The sequence below is a fragment of the Bradyrhizobium agreste genome, from assembly GCF_016031625.1.
Classification (GTDB): Bacteria; Pseudomonadota; Alphaproteobacteria; order Rhizobiales; family Xanthobacteraceae; genus Bradyrhizobium; species Bradyrhizobium agreste.
In genome coordinates this window covers 30,496-55,502 of record NZ_JACCHP010000001.1, presented here as the reverse complement: position 1 = coordinate 55,502, position 25,007 = coordinate 30,496, and the positions used below count along the sequence as shown (strand labels likewise).

The 25,007-nt window shown below is 58.9% G+C and carries 16 protein-coding genes and 5 pseudogenes; 11 read left to right on the top strand and 10 right to left on the bottom strand.

Going from position 1 to position 25,007, the window contains the following annotated elements; genetic code table 11:
* Positions 1 to 244: 244 nt before the first annotated feature.
* Both HZZ13_RS00180 and tnpC (HZZ13_RS00175) read right to left on the bottom strand, forming a co-directional pair.
* Complete coding sequence (locus HZZ13_RS00180) at positions 245 to 847, bottom strand: plasmid pRiA4b ORF-3 family protein (RefSeq protein WP_197958064.1); 603 nt, start codon at positions 845 to 847, stop codon at positions 245 to 247.
* Positions 848 to 2,400: pseudogene (gene tnpC / locus HZZ13_RS00175) on the bottom strand (IS66 family transposase); the annotation flags it as partial.
* A 504-nt stretch (positions 2,401 to 2,904) separates the two neighbouring features.
* Here tnpC (HZZ13_RS00175) and HZZ13_RS36460 point away from each other — a divergent pair.
* Positions 2,905 to 3,351, top strand: a complete 447-nt coding sequence (locus HZZ13_RS36460; RefSeq protein ID WP_246504212.1) for a recombinase family protein — start codon at positions 2,905 to 2,907, stop codon at positions 3,349 to 3,351.
* Between the two features lie 101 nt (positions 3,352 to 3,452).
* Positions 3,453 to 4,976: a recombinase family protein gene (locus HZZ13_RS00170; protein ID WP_246504211.1), complete on the top strand. Its 1,524-nt coding sequence runs from the start codon at positions 3,453 to 3,455 to the stop codon at positions 4,974 to 4,976.
* Here HZZ13_RS00170 and tnpB (HZZ13_RS00165) read toward each other — a convergent pair.
* Positions 4,964 to 5,269, bottom strand: a complete 306-nt coding sequence (gene tnpB / locus HZZ13_RS00165) for an IS66 family insertion sequence element accessory protein TnpB (RefSeq protein WP_197957703.1) — start codon at positions 5,267 to 5,269, stop codon at positions 4,964 to 4,966. The two genes, HZZ13_RS00170 and tnpB (HZZ13_RS00165), sit on opposite strands and share 13 nt — an antisense overlap.
* Positions 5,263 to 5,685 (bottom strand): IS66-like element accessory protein TnpA, encoded by a 423-nt coding sequence (gene tnpA / locus HZZ13_RS00160; RefSeq protein WP_197957702.1) that lies wholly within the window; start codon positions 5,683 to 5,685, stop codon positions 5,263 to 5,265. Before tnpA (HZZ13_RS00160) ends, tnpB (HZZ13_RS00165) begins: the two co-directional genes overlap by 7 nt.
* A gap of 11 nt (positions 5,686 to 5,696) precedes the next feature.
* Here tnpA (HZZ13_RS00160) and HZZ13_RS00155 point away from each other — a divergent pair, with 11 nt between their 5' ends.
* Positions 5,697 to 5,936: a hypothetical protein gene (locus HZZ13_RS00155; protein ID WP_197957701.1), complete on the top strand. Its 240-nt coding sequence runs from the start codon at positions 5,697 to 5,699 to the stop codon at positions 5,934 to 5,936.
* Positions 5,937 to 6,784: 848 nt separating this feature from the next.
* Here HZZ13_RS00155 and HZZ13_RS00150 read toward each other — a convergent pair.
* Positions 6,785 to 7,648, bottom strand: a complete 864-nt coding sequence (locus tag HZZ13_RS00150; RefSeq protein WP_246504210.1) for an SDR family NAD(P)-dependent oxidoreductase — start codon at positions 7,646 to 7,648, stop codon at positions 6,785 to 6,787.
* Between the two features lie 1,503 nt (positions 7,649 to 9,151).
* On the opposite strand from HZZ13_RS00150, the gene HZZ13_RS00145 reads away from it, so the two are divergent.
* The gene (locus tag HZZ13_RS00145) at positions 9,152 to 10,027 is read left to right on the top strand and encodes an acyl-CoA thioesterase (RefSeq protein WP_197957700.1); all 876 of its coding nucleotides are present in this window, start codon (positions 9,152 to 9,154) and stop codon (positions 10,025 to 10,027) included.
* A gap of 438 nt (positions 10,028 to 10,465) precedes the next feature.
* On the opposite strand, the pseudogene HZZ13_RS37495 reads toward HZZ13_RS00145, so the two are convergent.
* Positions 10,466 to 10,684: pseudogene (locus HZZ13_RS37495) on the bottom strand (IS66 family transposase); the annotation flags it as partial.
* 232 nt (positions 10,685 to 10,916) lie between these two features.
* Between HZZ13_RS37495 and HZZ13_RS00135 the strand changes: the two are divergent.
* Positions 10,917 to 12,088 (top strand): annotated as a pseudogene (locus tag HZZ13_RS00135) (IS110 family RNA-guided transposase); the annotation flags it as partial.
* A 266-nt stretch (positions 12,089 to 12,354) separates the two neighbouring features.
* On the opposite strand, the pseudogene HZZ13_RS37490 reads toward HZZ13_RS00135, so the two are convergent.
* A pseudogene (locus tag HZZ13_RS37490) lies at positions 12,355 to 12,542 on the bottom strand (IS66 family transposase); the annotation flags it as partial.
* 942 nt (positions 12,543 to 13,484) lie between these two features.
* On the opposite strand from HZZ13_RS37490, the gene HZZ13_RS00130 reads away from it, so the two are divergent.
* The gene (locus HZZ13_RS00130; protein WP_283817096.1) at positions 13,485 to 14,333 is read left to right on the top strand and encodes a CmcJ/NvfI family oxidoreductase; all 849 of its coding nucleotides are present in this window, start codon (positions 13,485 to 13,487) and stop codon (positions 14,331 to 14,333) included.
* 839 nt (positions 14,334 to 15,172) lie between these two features.
* On the opposite strand, the pseudogene tnpC (HZZ13_RS00125) reads toward HZZ13_RS00130, so the two are convergent.
* The 3 genes and pseudogenes from tnpC (HZZ13_RS00125) to tnpA (HZZ13_RS37100) form a co-directional block, all read right to left on the bottom strand.
* A pseudogene (tnpC, locus tag HZZ13_RS00125) lies at positions 15,173 to 16,834 on the bottom strand (IS66 family transposase).
* Positions 16,749 to 17,216, bottom strand: a complete 468-nt coding sequence (gene tnpB / locus HZZ13_RS37485; RefSeq protein ID WP_376707003.1) for an IS66 family insertion sequence element accessory protein TnpB — start codon at positions 17,214 to 17,216, stop codon at positions 16,749 to 16,751. Before tnpB (HZZ13_RS37485) ends, tnpC (HZZ13_RS00125) begins: the two are co-directional and overlap by 86 nt.
* Positions 17,197 to 17,631: an IS66-like element accessory protein TnpA gene (gene tnpA, locus HZZ13_RS37100; RefSeq protein ID WP_376707002.1), complete on the bottom strand. Its 435-nt coding sequence runs from the start codon at positions 17,629 to 17,631 to the stop codon at positions 17,197 to 17,199. Before tnpA (HZZ13_RS37100) ends, tnpB (HZZ13_RS37485) begins: the two co-directional genes overlap by 20 nt.
* 937 nt (positions 17,632 to 18,568) lie before the next feature.
* Between tnpA (HZZ13_RS37100) and HZZ13_RS00110 the strand changes: the two genes are divergently transcribed.
* The 5 genes from HZZ13_RS00110 to HZZ13_RS00090 all read left to right on the top strand — a co-directional run bounded on the left by HZZ13_RS00110 (position 18,569) and on the right by HZZ13_RS00090 (position 23,749).
* On the top strand, positions 18,569 to 19,681 hold the full coding sequence (locus HZZ13_RS00110) for an ABC transporter substrate-binding protein (RefSeq protein WP_197957698.1): 1,113 nt from the start codon (positions 18,569 to 18,571) through the stop codon (positions 19,679 to 19,681).
* A gap of 112 nt (positions 19,682 to 19,793) precedes the next feature.
* Complete coding sequence (locus HZZ13_RS00105) at positions 19,794 to 20,858, top strand: ABC transporter ATP-binding protein (protein WP_311972568.1); 1,065 nt, start codon at positions 19,794 to 19,796, stop codon at positions 20,856 to 20,858.
* 7 nt (positions 20,859 to 20,865) lie between these two features.
* On the top strand, positions 20,866 to 21,768 hold the full coding sequence (locus HZZ13_RS00100) for an ABC transporter permease (RefSeq protein WP_197957696.1): 903 nt from the start codon (positions 20,866 to 20,868) through the stop codon (positions 21,766 to 21,768).
* Positions 21,765 to 22,577, top strand: a complete 813-nt coding sequence (locus HZZ13_RS00095) for an ABC transporter permease (protein WP_197957695.1) — start codon at positions 21,765 to 21,767, stop codon at positions 22,575 to 22,577. The genes HZZ13_RS00100 and HZZ13_RS00095 overlap by 4 nt, the downstream gene beginning before the upstream one ends.
* 77 nt (positions 22,578 to 22,654) lie before the next feature.
* Positions 22,655 to 23,749, top strand: coding sequence for an NADP-dependent oxidoreductase (locus tag HZZ13_RS00090; RefSeq protein WP_197957694.1), 1,095 nt, complete (start codon positions 22,655 to 22,657; stop codon positions 23,747 to 23,749).
* The last annotated feature ends 1,258 nt before the right edge of the window (positions 23,750 to 25,007 follow it).

The following is a 25,007-nucleotide window of genomic DNA, read 5'->3' as shown; positions in this document are numbered from 1 at the left end:
CGAGTCGCAGTGATCCCGGACTTCAGCGAAGGCATTTTTGATCATTTGACCTTGGCTGCGCCTGGCAAACGCGACCGCTTCCTCCTGATTCCGTTTACTCTGCATTAGTCGCCGTTCGGCGCCAGCTCTTTCTTGGGAGTGAGCTACGGCGGCAGATATTGAGCGGCCAGGGGAGATCGAACGCCGCGCATTCTGCAACCAAAGTAAGCGTAGCTCTGCGGCCCTTTTGATTGGCGCTTGATGTCTATTTTGAGCGCGTGGCGCGTCGGCGCGGCTTCCATGTTTCCGACAATGCGTTGACGGCGGCCTCGAGCGCCTTCCGGTCGATGACGTTAGGATCGAACTGTTCGGGCCCCCAGAGACGCATTTGTTCGTGCTCGGGATGGGCGGGGTCACCGATGGCATCGAGGTATTCGGCATAGCCTGGCGCACCGCCTACGTCTTCCGGAGGGCAGCGGCCGGCAGCATCGAGCAATAGAGGAAGTCCCTCCGACGTGGTGTTGTCGAACCATTTTTCGAGCTTGATCACATGGTCCCAGCTGTCGCCGAAGTCATAGAGATAATGGATCGTCTTGGCGCCGGTCTCTTGAACGATATCAGCGAGCCGCGCCTTGCGGGCATCGATGGGCTGGGGGCCAAAATCACCGTCTGGATCGGGGATCCCCCAACGTTCTTCACCAGCGAAGAACTCGAACAGGTGGCTGTTCGTCCAGCCAAACGCCGCCTGAAGCGTCAGATGCAGCCGATCAAGGCGCAGGGTGACGGGTACGACAAGGCGACGCATCACCTCCGGCTTCACGTCGTTGAGGATCACCTCGATCCGGACTGCGGTCGTGTTGACGCTCATGCTGCCAGTCTCGGATCGTTGGCGCATCGTATAGGTCGATGCCCAGGGAAGCAGTTCGTGCCGCAGGCCAGCCATTGACGAGCTTCGCGAGGACATCGGAGAGCCAGTGCTCCGCACTGACGCTATTGAGCTTACAGGTCTCAATGAGCGAAGCCAGCAATGCCCAACTCTCGGCGCCCTCGTCGCAACCGGCAAAAAGGGAGTTCTTGGCGTTGAGCTTGATCGGCCGCATCGCTCGCTCGACCGCGTTGGTGTCCATCTCGATGCGCCCGTCATCAAGGTAGAGCGTCAGTCCGTCCCAATGACGCAGCGCATAACGCAAAGCCTTCGCCGTGTCGCTCTTCTGCGCAAGGTGATCAAGCTTGGCCTCAAACCATTGCTTCAAGGCTGCAGCCAGAGGCCGGGCATGCGCCTGCCTGCCGGCATAGCGCTCGTCCGCAGATCGGCCGCGGAGTACCTTCTCGACCGCGTAAAGCTGGGCGATGCGCTCGAGAGCCTCGCGGGCAACCAGAGCCGGGCGCCAGCGCAGCCTCGCGCTCGATCTTCACAAACTGGCGTCGCAGATGCGACCAGCAGAAGGCGAGCGTGCCGGACAGTGCGTCCGCACGCGTCTCTCGGGCCATGGTTTTGTAGGCCTGATACCCATCGCAATGGATGACGCCGCGATAGCCCTCAAGTAATCGCAAGCCATGAACGGCGCCGCGGCCCGGTGCATAGGCGTAAACCACCCCAGGCGGATCAGGCCCGGCCCAAGGCCTGTCGTCGCGCGACAGCGCCCAGAAGTAGCCGGTTTTGGTCCTGCCGCGCCCCGGATCCAGCACCGGTGCCGGGGTCTCATCGACACAGAGCTTCGGGGAGGCGAGCAGAAGCTCGCGCAGACGGTGCCATAGCGGCTTCAACTCGTGGGCGGCGTAGCCGACCCAGAAGGCGAGCGTGGAGCGGTCGATGGCGATACCGCGCGTCGCCAGCATCTGCGCCTGGCGGTAAAGCGGCAAATGCCAATGATACTTGGCGTCAATCACATGTGCGACCAGCCGCTCGGTCGGCAGTCCCCCCTTGATCAATCGCTCGGGTGCGGCGTGCTGGAGGACGACGCCATGACAGGCGCGGCAGGCCAGCTTGGGCCGGCGGGTCACGATCACCCGGTACTGCACCGGAACGACGTCGAGCCTCTGGCTCTCATCGCAACCAATCTCAGCGAGATCGCCTTTGCAGGACGGACAGCAGGTTGCAGCCGGCATCAGCGTTTCAACGATGCGTGGCAAATGCTCCGGCAGCTGACCACGATTGGCCCTGCGCTCAGCAACTCTCTTCTCGCGTGTTTTGGGATTAGCACGGTCCTCGGCTGCTTCGAGAGCCGCAACGGCCTCATCGATATCCTCCAGAACAAGCTGTAGCTGATCAGCGTCCAGCTTTTCCGAGGATCGACCGAACTGTGCATCTTTTGCAAGCTTGAGCAACCGCTCGAGCCTGGCGCAGCGATCCAGCAGAGCCGCGGCAAAGACACGCAACTCGGCTGGATCGCTCGGCAGCTCATCAGGCAAATCACTCATTGACCGAGTCTGCCATGCTTCGCGCCCGGATGCAGCGAAGATTTTGTGTCTTTACGCAAGCGCTTTCGGCTGCGGAATCCGAGGTGCGTGCATGCGTGTCCAATCCATGCCAGCAGAGAGGGGATTGAGGAATGTCCCCGATAGTGAGTCTGACGAATCATTTCCGGAGGTGGTCGAGGTTAGGGACCCCCACCATCCTTTGTGGGGCCGCTCATATCGAGTGATCAGGAAGATCGGCCAGCGAGGCCGAGGCATTCCCGCTTCGTATGAAGTTGAGTATCGCGCAGGAAGCAGTCTTCTGATTCAAGCAACCGCAATCGAATATTATGAGCAAGAAGCAAATCAGATTAATCTGAGTATGGAGGCTCTACTCGAGCTTTTATCGACAGCGGATTGTCCCGACGCACATGAGCATGGATCCAGCCGATCTTTGGTCGACGCTGACGCCCGCGCTCCGACGCCAGATCGTCGAAGACGTCGCCGCAATTTTGGCGGAGATCCCTCATGAAGTCCGAGCTGGTCACACCAAGCCACTTGGCGCGCAAAGCCGTAGTATACATCCGGCAGTCGACGCCCCACCAGGTCGTAAGCAATCAAGAGAGTCTGCGCCTTCAATACGCGCTTCGCCAGCGCGCCCGCGAACTCGGATGGCGTGAGGCGGCCATCGACGTGATTGATGCGGATCTGGGGTTGAGCGGCGCATCTATAGCACAGCGTAACGGTTTCAAGGAGCTCGTTGGCCGTGTTGGCCTGAGTGAAGTGGGACTCATCCTATCGATCGACGTGACCCGCTTGGCGCGTAATTGTACCGACTGGTATCCGCTCCTGGATATCTGCGGTCTACGTGGCTGCCTGATCGCCGACCGCGATGGTGTTTATGATCCGGGCACTCCCAACGGACGTTTGCTTCTTGGGCTGAAGGGTTCGATCTCCCGATCCGCAGCCGGCTGACCGCCGGCCTGCTGGCTAAAGCCGAACGCGGCGAACTTGCGGTTATGCTGCCAATTGGGCTGATGCGGGACCCGAGCGGCGTGGTCGTTAAGGATCCCGACATGGCCGTGCAAGGGCGGCTCGGTCTCGTCTTCCAGTTGTTCCTGCAGCTGCGCAGCGTTGCCAAGGTCATGCGAGCGTTGAACGAGCGGGACCTGGAACTGCCGCGTCGTGATCGGTATGGCGATTTGTGCTGGACGCGCGCGACGCTGGCTGCTGTCGCGGCGATCTTGAAGAATCCCGAATATGCGGGCGCCTTCGTCTATGGACGGACCCGCTTCCAGCCACCGAAGCGGGAGGGTGCCCTGCCACAAAAGGCTCCGCGGCCGATGGAGGAGTGGCGGATCGTCGTTAAAGATCGATATCCAGCCTATATCGACTGGCCAATTTATGAAAAAATCCGAGCCGTCATCAGAGATAACCGAGCCGAATACATGCGCATCAAAACCCGCGGCGCGCCTCGCAATGGCGAGCTCCTGCTCCACGGCATTGCCTGGTGCGCACGATGTGGCCATAAGATGTACGTCCGCTACAAGGGCGGCGGCGAGTATGTATGCAATCACCTGCGTATCCAGGTAGGTCAACCAACCTGCCAACACATCCGCTCCGCCCATATCGATGCAGCCGTTGGCGGCGCATTCCTAACCGCACTAGCGCCGGCCGAACTCGATGCCTTGTCGCGCTCCCGCCGGGTGCAGCAGCAGATGAACAATGCGTTACGCTCCAGTGCAGAACGAGAGCTCGAGCGCAAGCGGTACACGGCGGCGCTCGCCGAACGGCAGTTCAACCGAGCTGATCCAGATAATCGGTTGGTCGCCTCGGAACTCGAGCGCCGATGGGAAGCGGCGCTAAACGACGTACGCGCCGCCGAAGAGGCGCTCGCCCGACAGACGCCGCCCAAAGCCATCACACAAGTGGCCATAAGCAAGGAGCTCAACGACAAGGTCATCAGCCTCACCGGCCGCCTCCCGCAGATATGGGGTGACGAGACTATCTCAGACGCGCATCGCAAGGCGTTGTTGCGATGTCTCATCGAAAAGGTCGTTCTCGACCGCGGTGAGTGCGACTTGGCCCTGGCTAGGATCGTCTGGCGGGGAGGCGCCGTGACGGAGCTCAAAGTGAAGATGAGCGTCAACTCCGTCACCAGATTGACGCGAGGCACAGAGATGCGGGAACGCCTTCTGACACTCGCTCGCGACGGCGTCCCGGACGATGAGATCGCCGCAATCCTTACCCAAGAAGGTCACCGCTCTCCGCGTTGCGCCGATAAGGTGCTGCCTATCACCGTTGGGTGGCTCCGTCGTGCCGCCGCCATCAAGGTAACTGCCCAGCGCACCCGATGGGAGCATGACGACTCACTCCTCAGCCCACCCGAACTGGCCCAAAGGCTCGACATTCCAGTGAACTGGCTCTATGTTCAGATCCGAACCAAGCGCTTGCTGATTGATCGCCAGCCCAGCGGCGCCTATCTCTTCCCAAATACACCATCCGTTCTTGACGCCATCGGTGACCTTCGAAACCGCGTCATTGCGCAACTTGATCTAAGAATCTGTCAGCCTAACAAGGAGGGGCATCAACATGGGTGATCGAGCAGCGCCGACAGCTGCGCAGCATTCATCCGCATCACGCCAGCCACGATGGGAGGCCATTTGAAGCCGCTGCCATCGAGCCGCTTCCAGTACATCACAAGGCCGGTGCCGTCCCAGACGACAATCTTCACACGGTCAGCGCGCTTCGCACGGAAGACCACCGCCACGCCCTTCATCGGGTCATGGCCCAGCGTCTCCTTCGCCAAGAGCGCCAAGCCACCCGCACCCTTTCTGAAGTCCACAGGTTGCGTCGCCACGTAAATCATGAGGCTCGCGGGCGGCGTCAGCATGAACGTGTCCGTCGGAGCGCCAAGAACACATCACTCAACACAGCAAGGCCAGGCGTTCCGCGCACCTCCACCCGTGCCCCCAGGAGCTCAACCGTAACAATGGTTGATTCCGGCGACCCGGAAGGCTCCGTGGCCGCCGGTAGCGCTGATTCTGACACCAAAGGCACGAACGACAGTGCATCCGCCGAAGCCGGCAGCACCAACTGGCCCAAACGCGCCCGGCGCCGCCAGTCATGCACCTGCTGGGGCCGGCAGCCATGGCGGCGGGCGATATCTGTTACAACCGCGCGTGGCTCAAGACTTTCCGCGACAATCCGCGCCTTCAAATCATCAGGCCACTGCCTTCGACCTGTGCCAGCATACACTTCGATACGTGGTGACAACGGTCGTCTTATGTCGTCCGAATGGTCGTCCATTATGAGCACCCTTGTCGAAGATGACTCTTCTAACGGCGCTCCCAGGACTGCGCACAAACAATCTGAAGGGCCTCAGCGCTACGCTTACCAACCAAACGCTTATCCATCGCCTCAATCCTAAGGCGGCCGATGTCTTCCTTACCCACACGCCCGATGCCAGTGAGCTCACCCCACTCAAGGACTTAATCTTCCAAGCGATCGGCCAGACCGAAATCGGTTTCATCAACCAGATCGCTTATCACGAGCACTAAACCGGTCTGCTGCTAAACCGGAAAGGCACCGTCTTGCCGGACTCCTCGGGAATTAATCGGTCCTGGTCATGGCGAACCATGCCGACTTGAGCATCGGCGTGACCGAGACCGACGACCGGTTATACTAATGGAGCACGCCTGGCGGATACAACTCCACGCGATGTGGACGCAGCAGGCACTGTTGATCTAGTGGGTTGTGAAGCACACCAAGGCTCAAGCGGCTGAGAACGACACACGCGGCAAGCGCAATTCCTCGCGCAATCACTGCGAACTTCACTTTGATGCGCTGAAGCGCGTGCTTGAGCGCAAGGAGCCCCCAGATCATCGCGAATGAGGTGAATGTTGGTCCACGACACGGGCCGACGTGAGACGGCCTGCTGACGACTCTCCAATGCGCGCACCTATCGCGGCATCTCGCTCTAAGCGCCGTGATGCGGTGGCCTTCACAACCGTGCCGAGCTTGCACATCACTTATGCGATAGCATCGTCGGCCCAAGTTCGACGGTACGTCCGTAACTAGAGATCTCACCTTTCTGGAAGATCGGTTCCGAACATCGGGCTAGCGGCGCGACGACCCAATTTCGTATTCGCGCCTCTCCACCGCTTGCTTATGATGGGCACGATGCTGCGCATTCACGATGTGTGTCACCGACAGCACCGTACAAACCGGCGCGAATCCACGACGATAGAGGGAGACGGAGAATCAGACAGTTTCCGCGCTCGGACAGGAGCCCGGCTCATGTCATTCCTTTCAGCTTATGACGTGTCGATCAATAGCCAAGGTCACCCTCACGATTGGCGAGTTCTATGCTTGCTCGTCAGTTTGGAAATGCGCCGAGTATTCGCAGCTAACCACTGATGCTGACGCATGCACCATTCACCCCGGACGCACAAGGACTTACGAGAAAGCCAACGGTGGCCGCGACCTCGCTAACATCCACAAAACGACCGCCTGGTGTCTCCGCGTGGAAACGGGCGATGACCTCGTCGGTGCTCATATTGAGGGTCTGTGCCTGAGCCTCTAGCTGACCGCGCATCATGCCGGTATCCATCCAGCCGGGCGCGATCGCGTTGACAGTCAGACCCTGTGCAGCCCCCTCCAATGCGGCAACACGCACCAGACCGAGGACGCCGTGCTTTGCCGCAATGTACGCAACTTTATGTGGCGCGCCGCCGAAGCTAGCAGTTGACGCCGTAACCACAACACGTCCACCGGCCGATTTCGTCAAAGCCGGCCACGCCGCCTTAAGCGCGAAGAATGGCCCATCCAGCATTACAGCTCGAAGACGAATCCATTCCTCGTCCGGAAACTGATCGAGAGGAGCGACGTGTTGACATCCAGCATTCAACACAAGGATATCCAGACGTCCGGCCTTGCCAAGTACATGGGCGATCATGTCCCGATTACCGGCCGCAGTAGCGAGATCCGCATGGAATACACCTTCGCCGGCGATATCCACACCATGCACGTCTGCCCCGCGTTCACGCAGTTCAGCCACAATGGATTTTCCAAGCCCTCCGACCGCTCCAGTCACCAGCGCAACGCGACCCTCAAGTGACCATCCTTTCGCGTGCGCCTGCTGTTCAAGTTGTCTGGAACCCAACTTAGTCATTCGTTTTTCTCCTGCCACTGCGCGGTAAACGGACGCAACCTTCGTCCAAGAGGTGTTCGTGATGTCAGACTTGAGCTGCTGCAGGTGCACCGCATTCATCGCGCTGCCAACCCACGCGCTGCGCACTCGAGCAGGGCGCCTGCGATCTCTGCGAGGCCAAGGTGAAACTGCGCAAGGCAATTGCCGATATCGCGTCTCGACGCCGCCGGGTAGTAGTTGCAGTCGCCTCGTGCCAGTTCTTCCTCCGATATCGCCGACCAGGATTCTCACCAGTTTGTCGCGCCCAAGCGCATCTCGCGAAGTGCCAAGGCCGTCGATCGCGACTGTACCTTGGCAGGGCGAAGCTTTTGAGGAATAGGATCATCCCTACAACGATTGCTATAGAGAAATAGCTACCTCTGCGCGGTAACCGATACACGAGCGCGGTTTGTAGTACTTGCGATCGCGCCCCGTTAGCTCGGAACGCTATGCCCTGCGAATCGAGCGCTCGATCGTAGGCGATGACAACATCCTCCTGAGCTTCCGCTCCGGTTTCGGAGATAGACCACAAATCGTATCGAGCCCAATCCTTCAAGACGCCGGGCCGAGCCCTGCCGGCCGGCAGTCTGCATCGCAATTAAAGTTTTCGGAGGCACGTCTCACCTGCGCTTTCGAGAGGGAATACTAACCTAGCCATTCAAGTGGTATTCTTCGAAAAACACATCAGTCTAGCAGAACTCCTGCGGCAAGACCCATAAATGCGACGCTTCTGTGATCAGAGGTCTTGCCCGAAGCCCTGCTGGCGGTCCTTAATTTCCTCGCTCAAGAAGTCGCTTGGAAATTGCCTGAAGCGCAAGTTACTTCCCGTCATTTCTCAATCCGGTCTAGGCCTACCACTCGAAACTCTTTCGGAGAGCGGCCTCGCTGGCATCAGCTCGGTCGTTCCAGGCGCACAATGTAAATGCTGATAATTTTCGCATCGGCCCACGGCATGGACGAGGGGGACCCAGCCGGGAGCCGTCTTTCGGCGGGGCTCCCGATATTGGCAGGAGAATTAGGTGTGCCGACAAGCAGCTGCTTGTTGGCCGGAGGCCCTGCGCGTAGCTCGTTCCAACTAGGCCGAACTATTTCCGGTATGTTTCGCCGACGTTCCTTCTAACACGAGGACGATTTCGCCCGCCCATTTTGCCTGATTCACTGAAAAAAGAGAGTTTCTATAGGTCAAAGTTGACCGGCTTCGAGCTTTCCTCCTCCAAGCAACCAAGCGTTACTTTGCCATGGGACAGTCGAAGTCCCACTCGTACGTTCAGAGAGGGAGCCGCTGCTGACGGTCTCAGGAGAGTGGTTGCTGCTCGCGCCGGGCGCCCCGATCGCTGATGCGCCGCATCACGCGACGCTCTGGAACGCAGGATTCACACGTGAACGCGCTGCTCATTGCATAAATCAAGATCAGCAGGTCGCTAGAGTTATTCGAGTTGGAGCACGTCGACTGAGCGCACCGCCTCGCTAGGAAGCTCATATCAGAGTCAGGCATCGCATCGGACAGAGACTGACCCTGAACCCAATGGCGTTATCCATGTGCCATGCCAGAAAATGCCGCCAAACAAACGGAAATCACGTCAAATGTCCACGACCCAAACCGACCTGCTCGCCATTCTCGACCTCGATCCGATCGAGCCAAACCTCTTTCGTGGCAACAGTCCGAATGCCGGCGTGGAACCGGTATTCGGCGGCCAGCTGATCGGACAGGCGATGAGAGCAGCATCCCGTACGGTGGAGGGCCGGAGGGCACATTCGCTACATTGCTATTTCATTCAGCCCGGTGACCGGAGAGTACCGATCATATATAAGGTCGAACCCCTGCGCGATGGCAAGAGCTATTCGACCCGGCGAGTCATCGCCATTCAGCGCGGCGACGTGATCTGCTCTGTGATCGTGTCATTTCACATCGATGAGCAGAGCGTCTTTGAGCACCAGGATAGGATTCCCGACGCGCCTATGCCGGAAGCGCTCACCGCTGGAGAATTATCTAAGATGCCGATGTATGCCAAAATCCCGGAACGCATCCGCCGCTGGTACGAACCCGGTTGTGCAAATTCAGAAGGCGCGATTGAAGTGCGCCCAGTCGACATCGGCCCTTACATCGGTCAGAAGATCGATAGCGGCTGCATTCGTTTCTGGATCAAGCCTACCGCGAAGCTGCCCGACGATCCGGCATTGCATCTGTGTGCGCTAGCGTATGCTTCGGATTGGTCGCTGCTCGATGCAGTGATGGCTCGCTACGGCCGCACGGTCTTTGACGGGCGGATGCTGGCGGCTAGTCTCGACCATGCAATTTGGTTTCACCGTCCATTCCGTGCCGACGACTGGCTGCTTTACGTCAAAGATTCGCCAAGCTCGCAAGGCGGGCGCGGCATTGCGCGCGGCCTGATTTTTAAACGTGATGGCACGTTAGTAGCATCCGTTGCTCAGGAGGCCGCGTTGCGCGAGCGGCGTTGATCTCCACGTGATTCACGAGGGATACTACCCGGTTTAGATCGGAGTTGTTTCAACGTAGCCCCCGATACGGCCAAGATTCTGCGCGCCGGCCGGGGGCTTGCGAAGATCATCACAAGGAGACTCATCGCACCCGGCGCTTGAGAGCCGGATGCTATGAGCTTTGGTGGTCAACGTCTATCTAGCAAGTAACTCCTAGCGAGCATATCAAATGCGGCGGACGAGTGCCTCCTGCACAACGATCCTCGTTCACATCCCGCCGTTTCGCGCACACTCTGATGCTCCTGGACCAGTAAGACCTTGCCATTGATCTATTGACATCATAGCTGCAGGCGTCCCTGGAAGAAAGAACCCTAGCGCCTCTCTATCCTCGAGAGAAAGGTAACCCTCCCACCAAGGCCCGCGGAATGGTCACTTTCGCCGGGCAGGCGGCCGAAGACGTTAGGGTCGTGTTCTATTCGCATGTTTTTGCGTTGTGTCGGCGATGTGGGCGACCACGCCGGCCGGTAAGAGCTTGTAGATCGACATCATTGAGCTTCGCCGTCATAAACGGCGTTACCATGGTCGCGGCTCGATCGGCTTCCCGTTCGGAGGCGGCGAACAACCGGGATTTACGCCCCATGGCGAAGCCCCCCGCAGCGGACGCTCGGCGGCGTTGTTAAAGGGCATGATGCTATCGACGTCTCGTTTCCGGGTTAGCTTACCAAGGCCGGGATAGGGGCGTCTGGAGCATGAAACGGTGGCAGGCCGTCCTGTCCATGAGCTGCGAGCTCGCGTTGTTACTTGGCCGCCCCCTACGACTTGCCCGGCTGCGCTGTGAGCGCGGATCCGTAGATGTCGTGCAAGCCACTGGCTCCGAAACAAAGGAGAACCAAACATGAGAATCGTCGGCATGGACATCCACCGATCCTTCGCGCAGGTCGCTATTCTGGAGGACGGTGTGATAACCCGACAACTCCGCGTAGATCTTGTCCACGATAGACTTGTCGCGTTCGCCAAAACACTCAGCCGAGAGGATGAAGTGGTCATCGAGGTGACGGGCAACAGCGCGGCGGTCGAACGTCTTCTGCGCCCGCATGTTAAGCGCGTCGCGGTCGCCAACCCGAGGCTTGTTCGAGCGATCGCCTATGCGCGAATCAAAACGGATAAGATCAATGCTGTAACCCTGGCAAAGTTGCATGCTGCCGGTTTTTTGCCTGAGGTCTGGGTTGCCGACGAGGATACCTATGGCCGCCGGCGGCACATGGCCGAGCGCGCTGGCGTCTTGGCGCAGATCGTCAGAATTAAGGGACGCATGAAGGCAATCCTACATGCCAATCTCATACCGCCCTACAAACGCACCTCTTCGGCCAGTCCGGGCAACGTTGGCTCGAGAGTCTGCCGCTTCCACCGGAAGAATATGCGATGCTCCAGCGTCTGATCGCGGAACTCGAACGCGTGACAAAACAGCTGTTGGAGATCGACAAAGTCGTGGCGCAAGAGGCTCTGGATGATCCACGGGCCCTCAAGCTGATGACGATTCCGGGCGTGAGTTCGGTCGTTGCTTCGACTGTGCTGGCTTCGATCGGCGACATCGCACGCTTCCCGTCACCGGATAAGCTGAGCAGCTACTTCGGTTTGACCCCTCGGATTCGACAATCGGGAGAGCGCCCGGCAAGACATGGTCGCATCTCGAAACAGGGTAATCGTGACGCCCGCAAGATGCTGGTTGAAGCGGCCTGGTCAGCCAAGACGGCGCCAGGGCCGCTGCGGGCCTTCTTCAACCGCATTCAGAGGAAGCATGGGCCTGGAGTCGCGGCCGTCGCGACGGCACGTAAGCTCGCAGTGATGATCTGGCACATCCTGACGACCGGGAAAGATTATGCTTACGCGCGCCCAGCGTTTACAGCGATGAAACTCCGGAAGGTGGCCCTCAAGGCTGGAGCGCCCCGTGCCTATGGCAAGGCCGGCCCGGGTCGGGACTACTGGATCAAGGAACTCCGCGAGCGGGAAGCTGGCTACGTCGCACGCGTCGAGCAGGCGTACGAACGGATGGTGGCGGCCTGGAAGGAGAAGCCAAAAAAAGGTTGTCATGAACTGACGAGAGAGCTTCTCAACACCATCCGTAACAAGCAGATGCGGCCAGCAGGCGACCCGATCCTAGCGCTTAAGCATATAGTCGATCGGCCCGGAGACCGACGCCGAGCGCGACAGGCGGCCCCGCTGCTCGCGAAGCCAGGTCTCCAGCGCGTCAGCAGTGACGGGCTTCGCTCCCGCGGTCTCGCAACCGCTCGTCGGCGGCAACGCTGTTGATGTCGCGTTAGATCTCAAACCTCTCAAACAGCGCATCGTGCGTTTGACCGCCTCCAGCGCAACAGTCGAGATCACCGTTGCCTGCTTGCCGCGCCGGGAATTTGCCGCGATGTCCACAAGCTTAAAAACTGCCTTCTGGCGTGGCCCCAACAGAGCGCTGATGTGATCAGCCCCGGCGGGAGGCCTCATAAAGCTCATTGTATCCATCATAGGCATCGGCCTGCAGAATGGAGCTTTTCCGTGACCTGGCGTTAAAAGCCCGGACCGACTCAATATCCCTCGCGATCTCGGGGGCGAGTAGATCGAGAGACCGTTTATGGTAAAACGTTCCGCAACCCGAAGAAAAAACTCACATTTCAGCAAGATCGTGCAGATCTTTCTCTGATTCGCGCCGCACTTTAGTTCTTCTCGCCCCTTCGTGCGCGTAACCTGACCAAGAGCGAAGATAAGCCGATCGTCGACGAAGTCGGTGCCGCTCTTCTTGATGTTAAAACGACTGGAAATCTGTGCCCTTCGAAGTAGCCCGAGGATCCATTCCAAGTCAAAGAATGTGGAAAATTCAGATGCCGTACTACTCCTTTGATCTTGTAGTTGGTGAGGAACTCAAGAACCAGGGCGGTCTCATCCTCGAAAATCTCGAAGTCGCCTCCGATAGAGCTGACCAGCTTGCGGCCGAATTATGTATTGTCCGTCCCGAGCTTAAGGGTAGTGGTTGCGCCGTACGGGTCACGAGTGCGGAAAACACAGAGGTGTATCGCACGTCCCTCGATCCGATCCCATCATGGATGAGAGCACCGCCGAACGGGGACAACGGTACACGATAGAGGCGCCCACACTATCGGGATGCGGACGCGCGAAGGCGAGCTCAGCGGGATCCGGCTATTTTTATGTCGAGCGGCCAATCGCGATGAACAATTGATCGCTCATTGAGAAGCTCTGCGAGACTAGTCAGTCGCCAGCCTCGCCCCAATGAGCTGTATTTTGCCACTCTTGAGTTGCTCTGCATGATTGTTCTTCCTTACTTCACGCGTTTGTCGTTGAAACCGACGCAAATGGCGAGAATATTTGCACAATTTCCGCACAGAGGCGCAATTTTTCGCGGGAATTGAGCGTGCTCTCTTGCCTATAATCTTTCATCAGGGAACTCGGACGAGGGAGAAAAACAGCCATGGGCAATATGGAACGAGCTTCGTCGACAGCGCGAGTAAATCGTGACGGTCTCGAGTGCGTGCAGGGGCAAATGGCCTTCGCTCGGCGATCGCCTGAGGAAAAGGCCACGGAAGTTTCGTTTCCGAGATACGAAAGTCTCTCTATGCTCAACTATGATGTGACCATCCGCGACGCGCGGCCCATCGTGAATGAGCTATCGCTTGACAAGGAGGGCTTTGTTTTAGTCAAGCACAAGACCTCGTGTGCAAACGAGCTAAACGCAGAGGGCATGGGCGCCAGATATTTGGATGAGATGGTTCCCTTCATCAAGAACTATTTTAATGCGTCATGGGTAGTACCGAAACGAGATGGCGTTATTGTTCGTTCTGCCGCTCAAAGTGCCGCTCCAGGAGTGAGGGGGGCTGCCGGAATGGCTCACATCGACTATGCGTCGATCTCCGTCCCTATGGTAGCCGCGCGTGAGAATCAAACGCTGGGCATTCCCATTCGATCTTATTCCCGGTTGATGCTCATTCAAGCTTGGCGGGCTGTCTCGCCTCCTCCGCAAGATAATCTCTTAACGGTTTGCGATCACTCTACCGTTCCGGACGCTGACATTGTCGTGCACGACTACACCTCAGATACGGGCAGCGAATGGAAGAGTGCCGTTCTTCACCATAATCCGCTTCACCGCTGGTACTACTTCCCCGAGATGGCGCCGGACGAAGTTATCCTGTTTAAGGGGTATGACTCCGAGATAAGCTGCAATGCCCAGGCACCGCACACAGGATTTGATAATCGTCGCGCTGTTCCCAATGCGAAGCCTCGTGAGAGCATCGAGGCTCGGTTCTTTGTATACTTTGCTTGATCGGTCGGCTCACCTCTGCACCGGGTGCAGTCATTCGCAAGCGGCCTTCACGAAACGTTAACCTCGATAAAGGTGTAAGCGCTCATCTTGCCCGGCAGGCCAGCGCTCATACGGGCTGTCCCGCCAGCGCGCGCTCGGTTCTGCGCTGACCGCAAATTCAATCGGCTGATATCCTGAGCGCCGCTCTTGAGACGACATTGCGCTTCTTCGAAATCCCGGAAAGTCCGTTGCGGCCTATGCCCGTGTCCGGTTTCCCAAACAGGCGCGGATCTCGTCCAGCATTAACGGTGGGCTCCGAAGTTTCAGGAACTCGCTCAAGCATATAGGTCTGATTCCGCCGGTTGGTTGCACGGTAACTTCTTGCCCAATGAGACCACATAGCACTGGTTGATTGCAAAAGCTGGTCACGGCCACAACTGGCGAATCTTCCGCGACTTGCGACACTGATCAATGAGTGCTCGTCGTCATGCGTGGGCCGCGATTTCGGTCATTACTGGCTATGCATGACCAAACGACCAGGATCGTCAACGAGCATCCAAACCGCGACATCGACCAGCTACTGCCCAAGGCTGCCTACCGCGCTCAAGCCCTCCAAGCCGTAGCCTGAAAGCGACGCTTACCATGCAATCGTTTGCACCGCTTTGGGACCCGCTGGCGGTGCGCTGGCCGGCTCGCAGCTCGCGCGTGCATCGACGTTAGTCCCGCCAGCCCCGAGCTGGTACAGATGATCGAGTTTCAGTTGGTCTGAACTCACCTTTTCAGTACGCATACGACGAAGGCCGCCTGATTGACGCATGCGCGCGAGCACGGCGAGTTCTACGATGGCGTTGCGTGAAGGGTCAGGCGGCTTGCTGATTGGCGGACTTGCCGGCTTCGTGCAGGAGCTTCCATTCCCAGGGCAGCAGTTCGCGCAGACGCGAGGTGGGAAGATCAGCGATCCGGGCGAGGACGTCGGCGAGCCAAGCCTTGGGATCGACGTCGTTGAGGCGACAGGTCGTGATCATCGTCAGCATGATAGCTGCACGATCGGCGCCACGCTAGCTGCCAGCCAAGGTCCAGTTGCGCCGTCCCAAGGCAATGCCTCTCAATGCACGCTCAGCGCAATTGTTGGTCAAGCAGATCCTGCCATCGTCGAGGAAGCGGACGAAGTCGTCCCAGCGCTTAAGCATGTAGTTCATGGGCTTCAGGACCTCGGCGGAGCGCGAGAGGCTTTCTCGCTCGCGGAGCAGCCAGTCGTGCATGTCGTCGAGCAGCGGCTTGCTCCGCTCCTGGCGCACGGCACGCCGCTCGTCGGCGCTACGGCCGTTGATGGCGCGCTCGATCTCGAACAACGCATCCAGACGCCTGACCGCCTCCAGCGCGATCGGAGAGACCGGTTTGCCCTTGCCTTCCCGGGCGGCTTTCTCGATGTCAGCCAGCTCGAAGAACCCCCGCCGCGCATGGGCCAGGCAAAATGCCGGCGTGATCGGCATTGCTTTCCTTTTTGGGTCGAACAACGGCTCGAAGCCGCCATAGCAATCCGCCTGTAGAATGCCGACGAAGGCGGCCAGATGCCTCTGAGGATTTTCGCCCCGTCGATTGCCCGAGGCATAATAGACCCCCGCCGGCGGCGCAGGCCCGGCGAACGGCCGGTCATCCCGCACATACGTCCAGATCCGGCCGGTCGTGCATTTGCCCTTCGCCGGGATGCGGATGGTGGTGTCGTCGCCATGAAGGCGCTCGGCCGCGAGCACATGACGCTCGATCAGCTGGAACAGCGGCATGACGGCGAAGGTTCCGTGGCCGACCTGGTCGGCCAGCGTCGACAGCGGCAGATCGATCTTCTCGGCCTTGAAGCGCACGCTCTGGCGGTTGAGCGGGATATGCATGCCGATTTTTTCGAACAAAATCGTCGCCAACAATTGTGGGCCGATGAAGCCGCGGGGCGTCGCATGGAACGGTGCCGGCGGCTGGCTGATCTTCTCGCAATCGCGGCAGGTGAACTTCTCGCGTACCGTCTCGATGACCTTAAAGCGACGCGGAATCTCCTCCAGCGTCTTGGTCACATCCTCGCCGACCTTCGCCAGCCGCGATCCGCCGCAGCAGGCGCAGGTCGTTGGAGCCTTGATGACGACGCGCTCACGTTCGATGTCGTCCGGCCACGGTTTGCGCACCGGCCGCTTGCGCGTGAAGGCGCTCACGCTCTGGGTTTTTGCCGCGGCAGCCTGCGCAGCCAGCTCATTCTCGGTCGCCGTGGTGGCGAGTTCTTCGAGCTCCAATTCCAACTGCTCGAGTAGCCGCGCCGTGCCCTCGGAGCGCTGCCCGTGCAGTTCGCGTTTGAGCTTCTCGATCCGTAGCTCAAGATGAGCGATCAGCACCTCGCTGTCCGATAGCTCCGCCCGCGCGTTGGCGGCATCCGCGACTGCCACATCGCGTTCAGCCTGCAACGCCTCGCGCTCGGCCAGCAGCGCAAGGTAGGCGCTTGCGAGATCCGACGGAAGATCGTCCGGCTTCGATGTCATGAAGCCATTGAATCAGATCGAGCATCAGATTCAAACCCAAAACGATTATCCGACCCGCGTCGGGCGCTGGGTTTTCTTGCGGATTGCGCCAATCGATCCCGGACAGCAGGTAGCTCAACTGCGCCAGCGAGATCGTTACCGCTTCACTGGCAACCGATGGCCAGATAAACTTTCCTCTCTCGAGTTTTTTTGTGAACAAGCAGGCTCCCTGACCATCGTGCCAGATCACCTTCACAAGATCGCTGCGGCGACCACGGAAGACAAACAAATGACCGCTAAGCGGTTCTTTGTGCAGCACCTCCTGCACTTGGAGGCCGTGTAGCCTGTAGCCAGCCACACTCGCACATTCCCTGGTACAGAAATCATCGGCGTCCAAGCACATCGAGGACCCGCGCCAACGCCTCCGGATCGACGTGCGCATCCACCCGGATGCACCGTCGGTTGCCGAGATCGATCTCTATCAATCCAGTACGCGCAGCTGCCGCCGAACGAACTCGGCCATCAACCGTAGGCAAAAGCTTCGGAGTTTCTTCAGCCGAGGCTGCTACGGCGGCGATCTGCACCGGCGTAAAAGATGGTGCAACTTGTTCCGATGTCCGTGCTTGGCGACGCCAGGTAAACACCAGGCTGGCCGCTACTCCGTTGCGCCGCGCAACCTCAGTTACCTTCGCGCCCGGTGCCAGCGTCTCCTCGACAATCCGTGCCTTGTCGTCCTGCGACCAACGCCGCCGCCGCTCGAGCCCGCCCAAAACTCGACCGGCATCGCCTGATGACCTTAAAGCTAGACTTAAGGTCACACGCTTCGCGAATTACCACCCGTCACGCAAGACGGTCCTCGTCGGAGGCGTACCCTTTTCATCTCGCGCGTGGCGATTCCAAGAACGCCCCTGGCGCAATGTAGCGGCCCATTAGGCTGAGGCCGCCCGCATGCGATCGAGGAGGTATTGCGCCGTTTGGCAGGAAGCCTTGATCGCGGTAAAGACGATCGAGATCTCACTTAGGTTCTATGCACTCAAGCCGACGCTCTGAGTGACCGTGTAACCCAAAGCTACGGACAGCTCATTATGTATGAGCGCTTCATATCGCGCGCAGTGCCGGCGGAAGGCCGGCCCTCGGCAAGCAAGACTATTCTGTCGCGCTAGCCACGCTGATTGCGCTCGGACGGCGAAGGGGCGCACGGAGGGCGCTAGTTTTAAGACAGGAGCTCATGGATACGCCCGATGGGATGATCCGGCAGGCGCGCCGCATGTCGCCGAACCTAACCGGTCGCTCGCGAAGAACTCAGATCGGCCTAAGAGATGGGCAGAAGTATTCGTTTTCGCAGGAAGCCAGGTATTGCGGCGCGCTTTTTGCGTTTTGGGATTCTGGTTTCGGGCGCTCGCTGATTCCGCCGTGCCGTCGGCATCGAGGGAGGGCGATGAACGCCGCGGGATGGTCATCAGAAAGACCTGCTGCTTCCTGTCTTGCGACCTGCCTGGCGTCAGGGAGGTCCTGATTTTGCAGAATTTCTTCAACCTCCGAGAGTTTTCGCTGTTCTTATGCGCGGACACGCGTTTACCTTCGCATAAACGAACTGCTCGTGGCCCCCCAAGAGGGGAGGAATGCGATGTTGGACGAGTGGTAGTTATTTGCTTCGAGCATAATCGCTTTCGAATCGTAGCAGGTTCAGCCGTGCGCGAAGCGTAATCTATTAGGGCGATAGCAAAGCTGTTCCGAGAAACGAAGGGGCAATTCATGGCTCAATATCCAGTTCACACCATCAACCGCCGCCGCGCAATACGCCTGATCACGGCCGGTGTTGGAGCTCCGTTTGTCATCCGCTTGGCAGGTGCCCAGCCTGCCTTGCCCGAGCAGGCGAATGTGCCAGACATCCTGAAGGGATCAGGAGAAGTCCGTATCGCCAATTACGGTGGTGCAACGGCTGAAGCGCAGCTCAAGGCGTGGTTTGAGCCATTCGAGAAAGCGACTGGCATCAAAGTCCGCACGTTTCCGACTGCTGACACCGCGAAAGCCAAGGCGATGGTCGAGACTGGCAATCTAGAGTGGGATCTGGTCAATCTTGGTCGTGGCGACATCTTGAAGTTGATGAAGGTCGGGGATTATTTTGAGAGTATTGACTACTCCCTGATCGACGACGGCCTCGGCAAGGAATATCGCTTCGGCTTTGGCGTCGAGATGAATACATTTGCCCAAGTGATGGCTTACCGCACCGATGCCTTCAAAGGCGCAGTGCCTGCAAGCTGGGGCGATTTTTGGGACACGAATAGATTCCCCGGCGATCGGGCCATGTATGGTATCGGCGCCGGCGGACCGCCAGAGATCGAATTCGCGCTGATGGCTGCGGGAGTGCCTGCGGATAAACTTTATCCGCTCGATATCGAGAAGGCGCTGGCGAGCTACGACAAGATTAGAAAAAGCGTGGCCAAGTGGTGGACCACCGGTGCCCAGCCGCCGCAGATGCTGAGCGACCGTGAGATCGTTATGACCACGGTCTGGAATGGCCGCATGTCCGCCTTGCAGGAGCAGGGAGTGCCGGCAGCAATTTGCTGGAATCAAGGACTCTTAAAGCGGGATGCTTGGGGCATCCTCAAAGGCGCTAAGAACAAAGCCAACGCGATGAAACTGTTGGCCTACTCTACCATGCCAATTCCGCAGGCGCGTTTCGCTATGTTGATCCCGTATGGCAATACCAATGAAGGCGCCAACGAGTACATCCCGCCGCAGCGGCTCGCGATGCTGCCGAGTGCGCCCGAGAACAAGAAGCAGCTTGTCTTCTCAAATGTAGAGTGGTGGATCGAGAACCGGGACATCGTCCAGGCCAAGTTCAACAAATGGTTGTTGGGCTAGGTCGGTGCCACCGTTGGCAAGCGCCTAAGCGACTCTTTAAAGGGACACTATGGAGCAAGCGTTACGTTTTCCGGCTCGGTCCGGGGATGACAATCGTGTCCGCGGCGCTTCGGTGTCGCTGACCAATTTGGTGAAGAGTTACGGCGGTGTTACTGCAGTCGCAGGAGTGTCGCTCGACATTCGGTCTGGTGAATTTCTTACCTTGCTGGGCCCCAGTGGCTGCGGCAAGACTACGACGCTCATGATGATCGCGGGCTTCGAGTCTCCCAGCATTGGCGACATCGCCATTGATGGGGCATCGGTAACGGCGATGCCGCCCTATCGCCGCAATATCGGAATGGTATTCCAGAACTACGCCCTATTCCCGCATCTCACCGCGGCCGAGAATATCGGCTTCTCGTTGAAGCAGCGAGGCGTGCCAAAGGCGGAGAGGGCTAGACTGGTGAGCGAGGCGCTCGAGCTGGTACAGCTGTCGACGTATGGCGAGCGCTATCCGCGCCAGCTGTCCGGGGGGCAGCAGCAGCGCGTGGCGGTCGCGCGGGCTATCGTCTTTAAACCGCGCCTACTCTTGATGGACGAGCCGCTCGGTGCGCTCGACAAGAAGCTGCGCGAAGATTTGCAGATCGAGATGCGGCGCCTGCACGCCGAGCTGGGAATCACCTTCATCCTTGTCACCCACGATCAGGACGAGGCCCTCATCATGTCTGACCGCATCGCTGTCATGAACGAGGGGAAGATAGCCCAGATAGGTCGACCGGTGGATCTCTATGACAGGCCCTGCAATCGTTTCGTAGCGGGATTCATCGGCCAATCCAACTTCTTGCCTGCGGTCGTGTGTGGCTTGGAGGGTGACGTTGTTGTAACCAAATGCCAGGGCGTGCTGGTGCGGGCCGTCACCTCCCAGCGTCCGGCGATCGGAGCTGAGGTTAGCGTGACGATACGGCCCGAGCGTCTGCGTTTTGCGGACAGCACTACCGAAAGGGCGTCATCCGCCAACTGTTTGAATGTCACGGTAACTGAAGCCGTGTTCGCGGGCGAGCGCTGGCGATACGTGCTGAGTTCCGATAGTGGCGGATCAATGGTGCTCAATGAAGCGTCGGGTGCCATGATCCGCCGCAGAGCGGTTGGCGAGAGCGCGGAGATTACTTGGTCCGTCGCAGACACCATTCTTGTGTAGGTGCGGGATGTCTGTCCCGATCATGACTCCCCCCTCGGCTCCCGGGTACAAGCGCAACGTCGTAATCGATTGGAATAACGCGCGTACACGGGCCATTCCGTGGCTGCTCGCAAGTCCGCTGCTTGTCTACATGGCGGTTGTCTACGCCATGCCGGTCGTGGCAATGCTGTTGCGGAGCCTCAACGACCCCAGCTGGTCGCTCGATCACTACGCTGCGCTTGCCGGCGACGCAGTCTTTCTCAAAGTCTTCTGGATCACGCTCGGAACCTCGCTGGCTGTCACGTTCGGCTGCGTAGTACTGGCGTATCCGGTAGCGCTCGCATTGTCGCGTGCCCGCTCGACTGCCCCTCTCATCTTGATGGTGATCCTGCTACCGTTCTGGACGTCGGTTCTTGTACGCAGCTATGCGTGGATGGTGCTGCTTGGCCGTCATGGCGTGATCAATGAGGCTCTGCTGGCGCTTGGCCTAATTGACCAGCCACTAAAGCTTCTCAATACGACGATGGCGACTCAGATCGCGATGATCCACATCCTGCTCCCCTACATGATCCTGCCGATCGCGAATGCGTTGCGACAGATCGATCCCTCATTGCCACGAGCCGCCTGGGGCCTTGGAGCCACGCCGTGGGGCACTTTCCGTCAAGTCATCTTTCCTTTGTCAATGCCGGGCGTAGCGGCCGGAATGCTGCTGGTGTTCGTCCTGGCGCTTGGGTTCTACATCACGCCCGCGATGGTCGGAAGCTCAAGCGATATTACGCTGTCGATGCTGATTGCCCAAGAGGTCGAGCAACTCAACTGGGGTTATGCCGGGACTCTTTCCGCCGTTCTCCTGGCGCTCGCGCTGGCAATGATTGGCATTGGACAGCTAGTGCCCGGCGTGAGCAACGCTCTTAGGACGACAAAATCATGATCGCCACCCCGCTTCTTCTTCCAATGATTGTTACACTCGTGTTGCTCTTCCTGGCCGCACCCATTCTCGTGGTCTTCGTTGTTTCCTTCTCCTCGGCATCTTATCTCACTTTCCCTCCGCCCGGCTTTGGCTTGAGATGGTATGAGGCTTACTTTGGCAGTGCAGATTGGATTCAGTCCACCTGGCTGAGCGTCTGGATCGCCACAGCTGTCATGGCGCTTTCCTCCATTCTTGGTACGCTTGCCACGATCGGCATTGCTCGTTTGCCGCGTGCGCCGCGAACGGTTGCCATGGCCCTAATCCTTTCGCCCATGATCGTACCGGGGATCGTCATGGCGATCGGCATCTACTACGCGTTCTCGCGCTATGCCCTCGTGGGCTCGCCTTGGGCAATCGTGCTGGCGCACACTTGCCTTGCTGTACCGTTTGTCGTGACTAGCGTGAGCGCCAGCCTCGCCGGAATCGATCCTAGGCTCGAGCAGGCGGCCTTCAGTCTGGGCGCAACGCCTGGCGGTACATTGTGGCAAATAACGCTGCCGCTCATCCGACCGGGCGTTCTCGTTGGTGCCCTGTTCGCCTTCATCACGTCATTCGACGAGGTCATCGTGGCTCTGTTTCTGTCAGGATCCGGTTCGATCACGTTACCGCGGCGCATGTGGGACGATCTGCGCTACCAGATCGATCCCACGATCGCGGCCGTGTCAACCCTAACAATCATCCTTACAACGTTGCTGCTTTTAGCTGCACATTTCTTGCGTAAAGCTCACCTTTCAGCTGAGAGCCGAGAGGCGGTCGATCTGAGACCGTAGCCTTCAAGTTCTGAAAGAGGGACTAAGAGCGAAACCTCATCACGAAGGGCTGTCGGCCAAAAGGGAATTGCCGATTCATGAGAAATCGATACTGGACCTTGGCGGACGAGGCGGTGCCGGCGTGGCCACGGGAGAGCGCGTTCGCGCTGAAGGAAAGCAAGGTCCCGCCCCCCGGTTTGGGCCAGGCGCTGACCCGGACAATTTATGTATCTCTCGATCCCTATCAGTTGTATTACCAGCGGGAGCGAACCGGGCCGGCCGGCGCGCCCTGCCATGCGCGCACCGTCTCTCAGGTGATCGAGAGCCGGATGAACGGGTTTGAGGCCGGCGACTTCGTATTCAACACCAACGGCTGGACCGAGTACGCCCTAATGGGCGAGGGAATCTGGCGGCCGGACTACATGGTACCGCGCAAGCTCGACCCGTCACTAGGACGCATCTCGCAGGCGGTGGGCGTCCTAGGCATGCTGGGACTGACCGCCTATGCCGGTATGGACCTGATGGCCTCGCCCAAGCCGGCCGAGACGGTTGTGGTCTCGGCGGCTTCCGGCGGGGTCGGCCAGATCGCCGGCCAGCTCGCCAAGCAGCGGGGTGCGAGGGTGATTGGAATCGCCGGGCGCGACGCCAAATGCAAGTTCGTGACGGAGGAGTTGGGTTTCGATGCCTGCCTCTCGCACCTTTCGCCGACCCTGACGGAGGATCTCGCCGCCGCCTGCCCTGCCGGCATTGACGTCTATTTTGAGAATGTGGGCGGCAAAGTGTTCGAGGCGGTGCTGCCGCTGCTCAATCAGGCCTCGCGGATGACCATCTGCGGCCTCATCGCATACTATGGCGATAGAGACGGTGGCGTCGACAACCGCGCGGCGCTGATGAAGCTGGGCGAACCGATCTTCAATGCGCGGGGTGTGACGGTAAAGAGCCTTTCGGTCAGCGAGTTCGCCGCAAAACATGACGAGATGCTGGCCTATGTCGCGCCCCAGGTGACCACAGGTAAGATCAGGTACCGAGAGGACATCCGCCAGGGACTGAAAACCATCCCAACAGCTTTCGTCGAGATGCTACGCGGCGACAATTTCGGCAAGATGCTGGTGCAGGTGAGCCCCGACCCGACGCTTGGGGCGCGTGCGCCCGGAAGGCTCCTCAAGGTCAATCCAGCACGCAAACCTGAATAGATTCGACCAAGTCTCGCTGCACTCAAACGGCCCACCGCCGATCTCGTTCTGGCGGACGCCAGCGAAGCCTCTGCATGCCCATCCCGTGGTAGTGGCAAATGGTACATTGAACACAGCTGGAACACGATAGAGTCGGATTCACGTGGCCAGACTTGTGCGAATTTAGTGCCTGGGAGTTGTCGATTCGTCGACCAGAAAATCATAGCGCTCGATCAGGAGGAATACCGGTCATCCCGCGGAGCTCGGTTCGAGGCTTCAGACTTTCTGTAAGGAGCGGATGCGCGGACTCACCGGCATCGTTTGTCGTGCTGCAGCAGAATCGATGCTGGGCCTGAACTTCAGCCTAGGGCAGAAGGCATTTGGATACTGCCATGGCACAACCCAAGGCTGCCTGCGCATGTCGATACCTTAGCTGAAGCTGCCGAGCCCGTGGTGTGCAAACTTGATCGGCCGAAATTCCTCAGTGAAAGGTCTCAAGGTGCAGGATTTATCCGTCGGCGCCGCGCTGATTGCATGAAATAAGATCGGATAGGCGATACAATTTGAAAATCTCGGCGAAGCGCCTCGGAAGGAGCGCGCTCCTTGCCAAGGAGGCGCACAACAGAGTCAATCTCTTTGCGCCTGGTATCCGTAAATGTCGCGAGCCCGGGCATCCTGATGCCGCACTGCAGGTGCGCGCGTGGCGCTGCCGCGACGAAAATGCAAAGCGAGCAATCCACATAACGCCGACCGGAGGCGATAATGAGCAACAGCCCCCATTCATTCTATCATCGCTCACCAAGGTGCTGCGCCATATGCGGCGGAAAGTTCGGACTAATCCGGTACTACTCCTGGCGAACGCCCCTTTGCTCGAAGAGATGTGTCGCTCGCTTAAAGCAGCGCCAGGAGACCGACCAGAAATGGCTCCGCCGGGCACGAGCAGTGTAATGTGGCACCGGCATTGCGCAGGCCGGAAGCAGCCACCGGCTAAGATCTCTCATTCAAATTGGATTTCTGCTTCAAAGCATGTCACGGAAGTATCAACTGCCGGAGACATCGGCAATAATCACAGGCCGGCCTAGGCGCTCCGCCTCGGGGCACTTTCCGCCAAGTCATCCTTTCTTTGTTGATGCTTACACGAAGGACGACGGCCTGCCACCATTCAAAGTTTAATGACGCAATCCCATTGAAGGGTGAGATCCCCACTGCAAGCCGTCACGCTTGCGGACACATGCCGCTTTTGACTGCATTCCTGCTAACGACGCGGCCACTAGCGTCT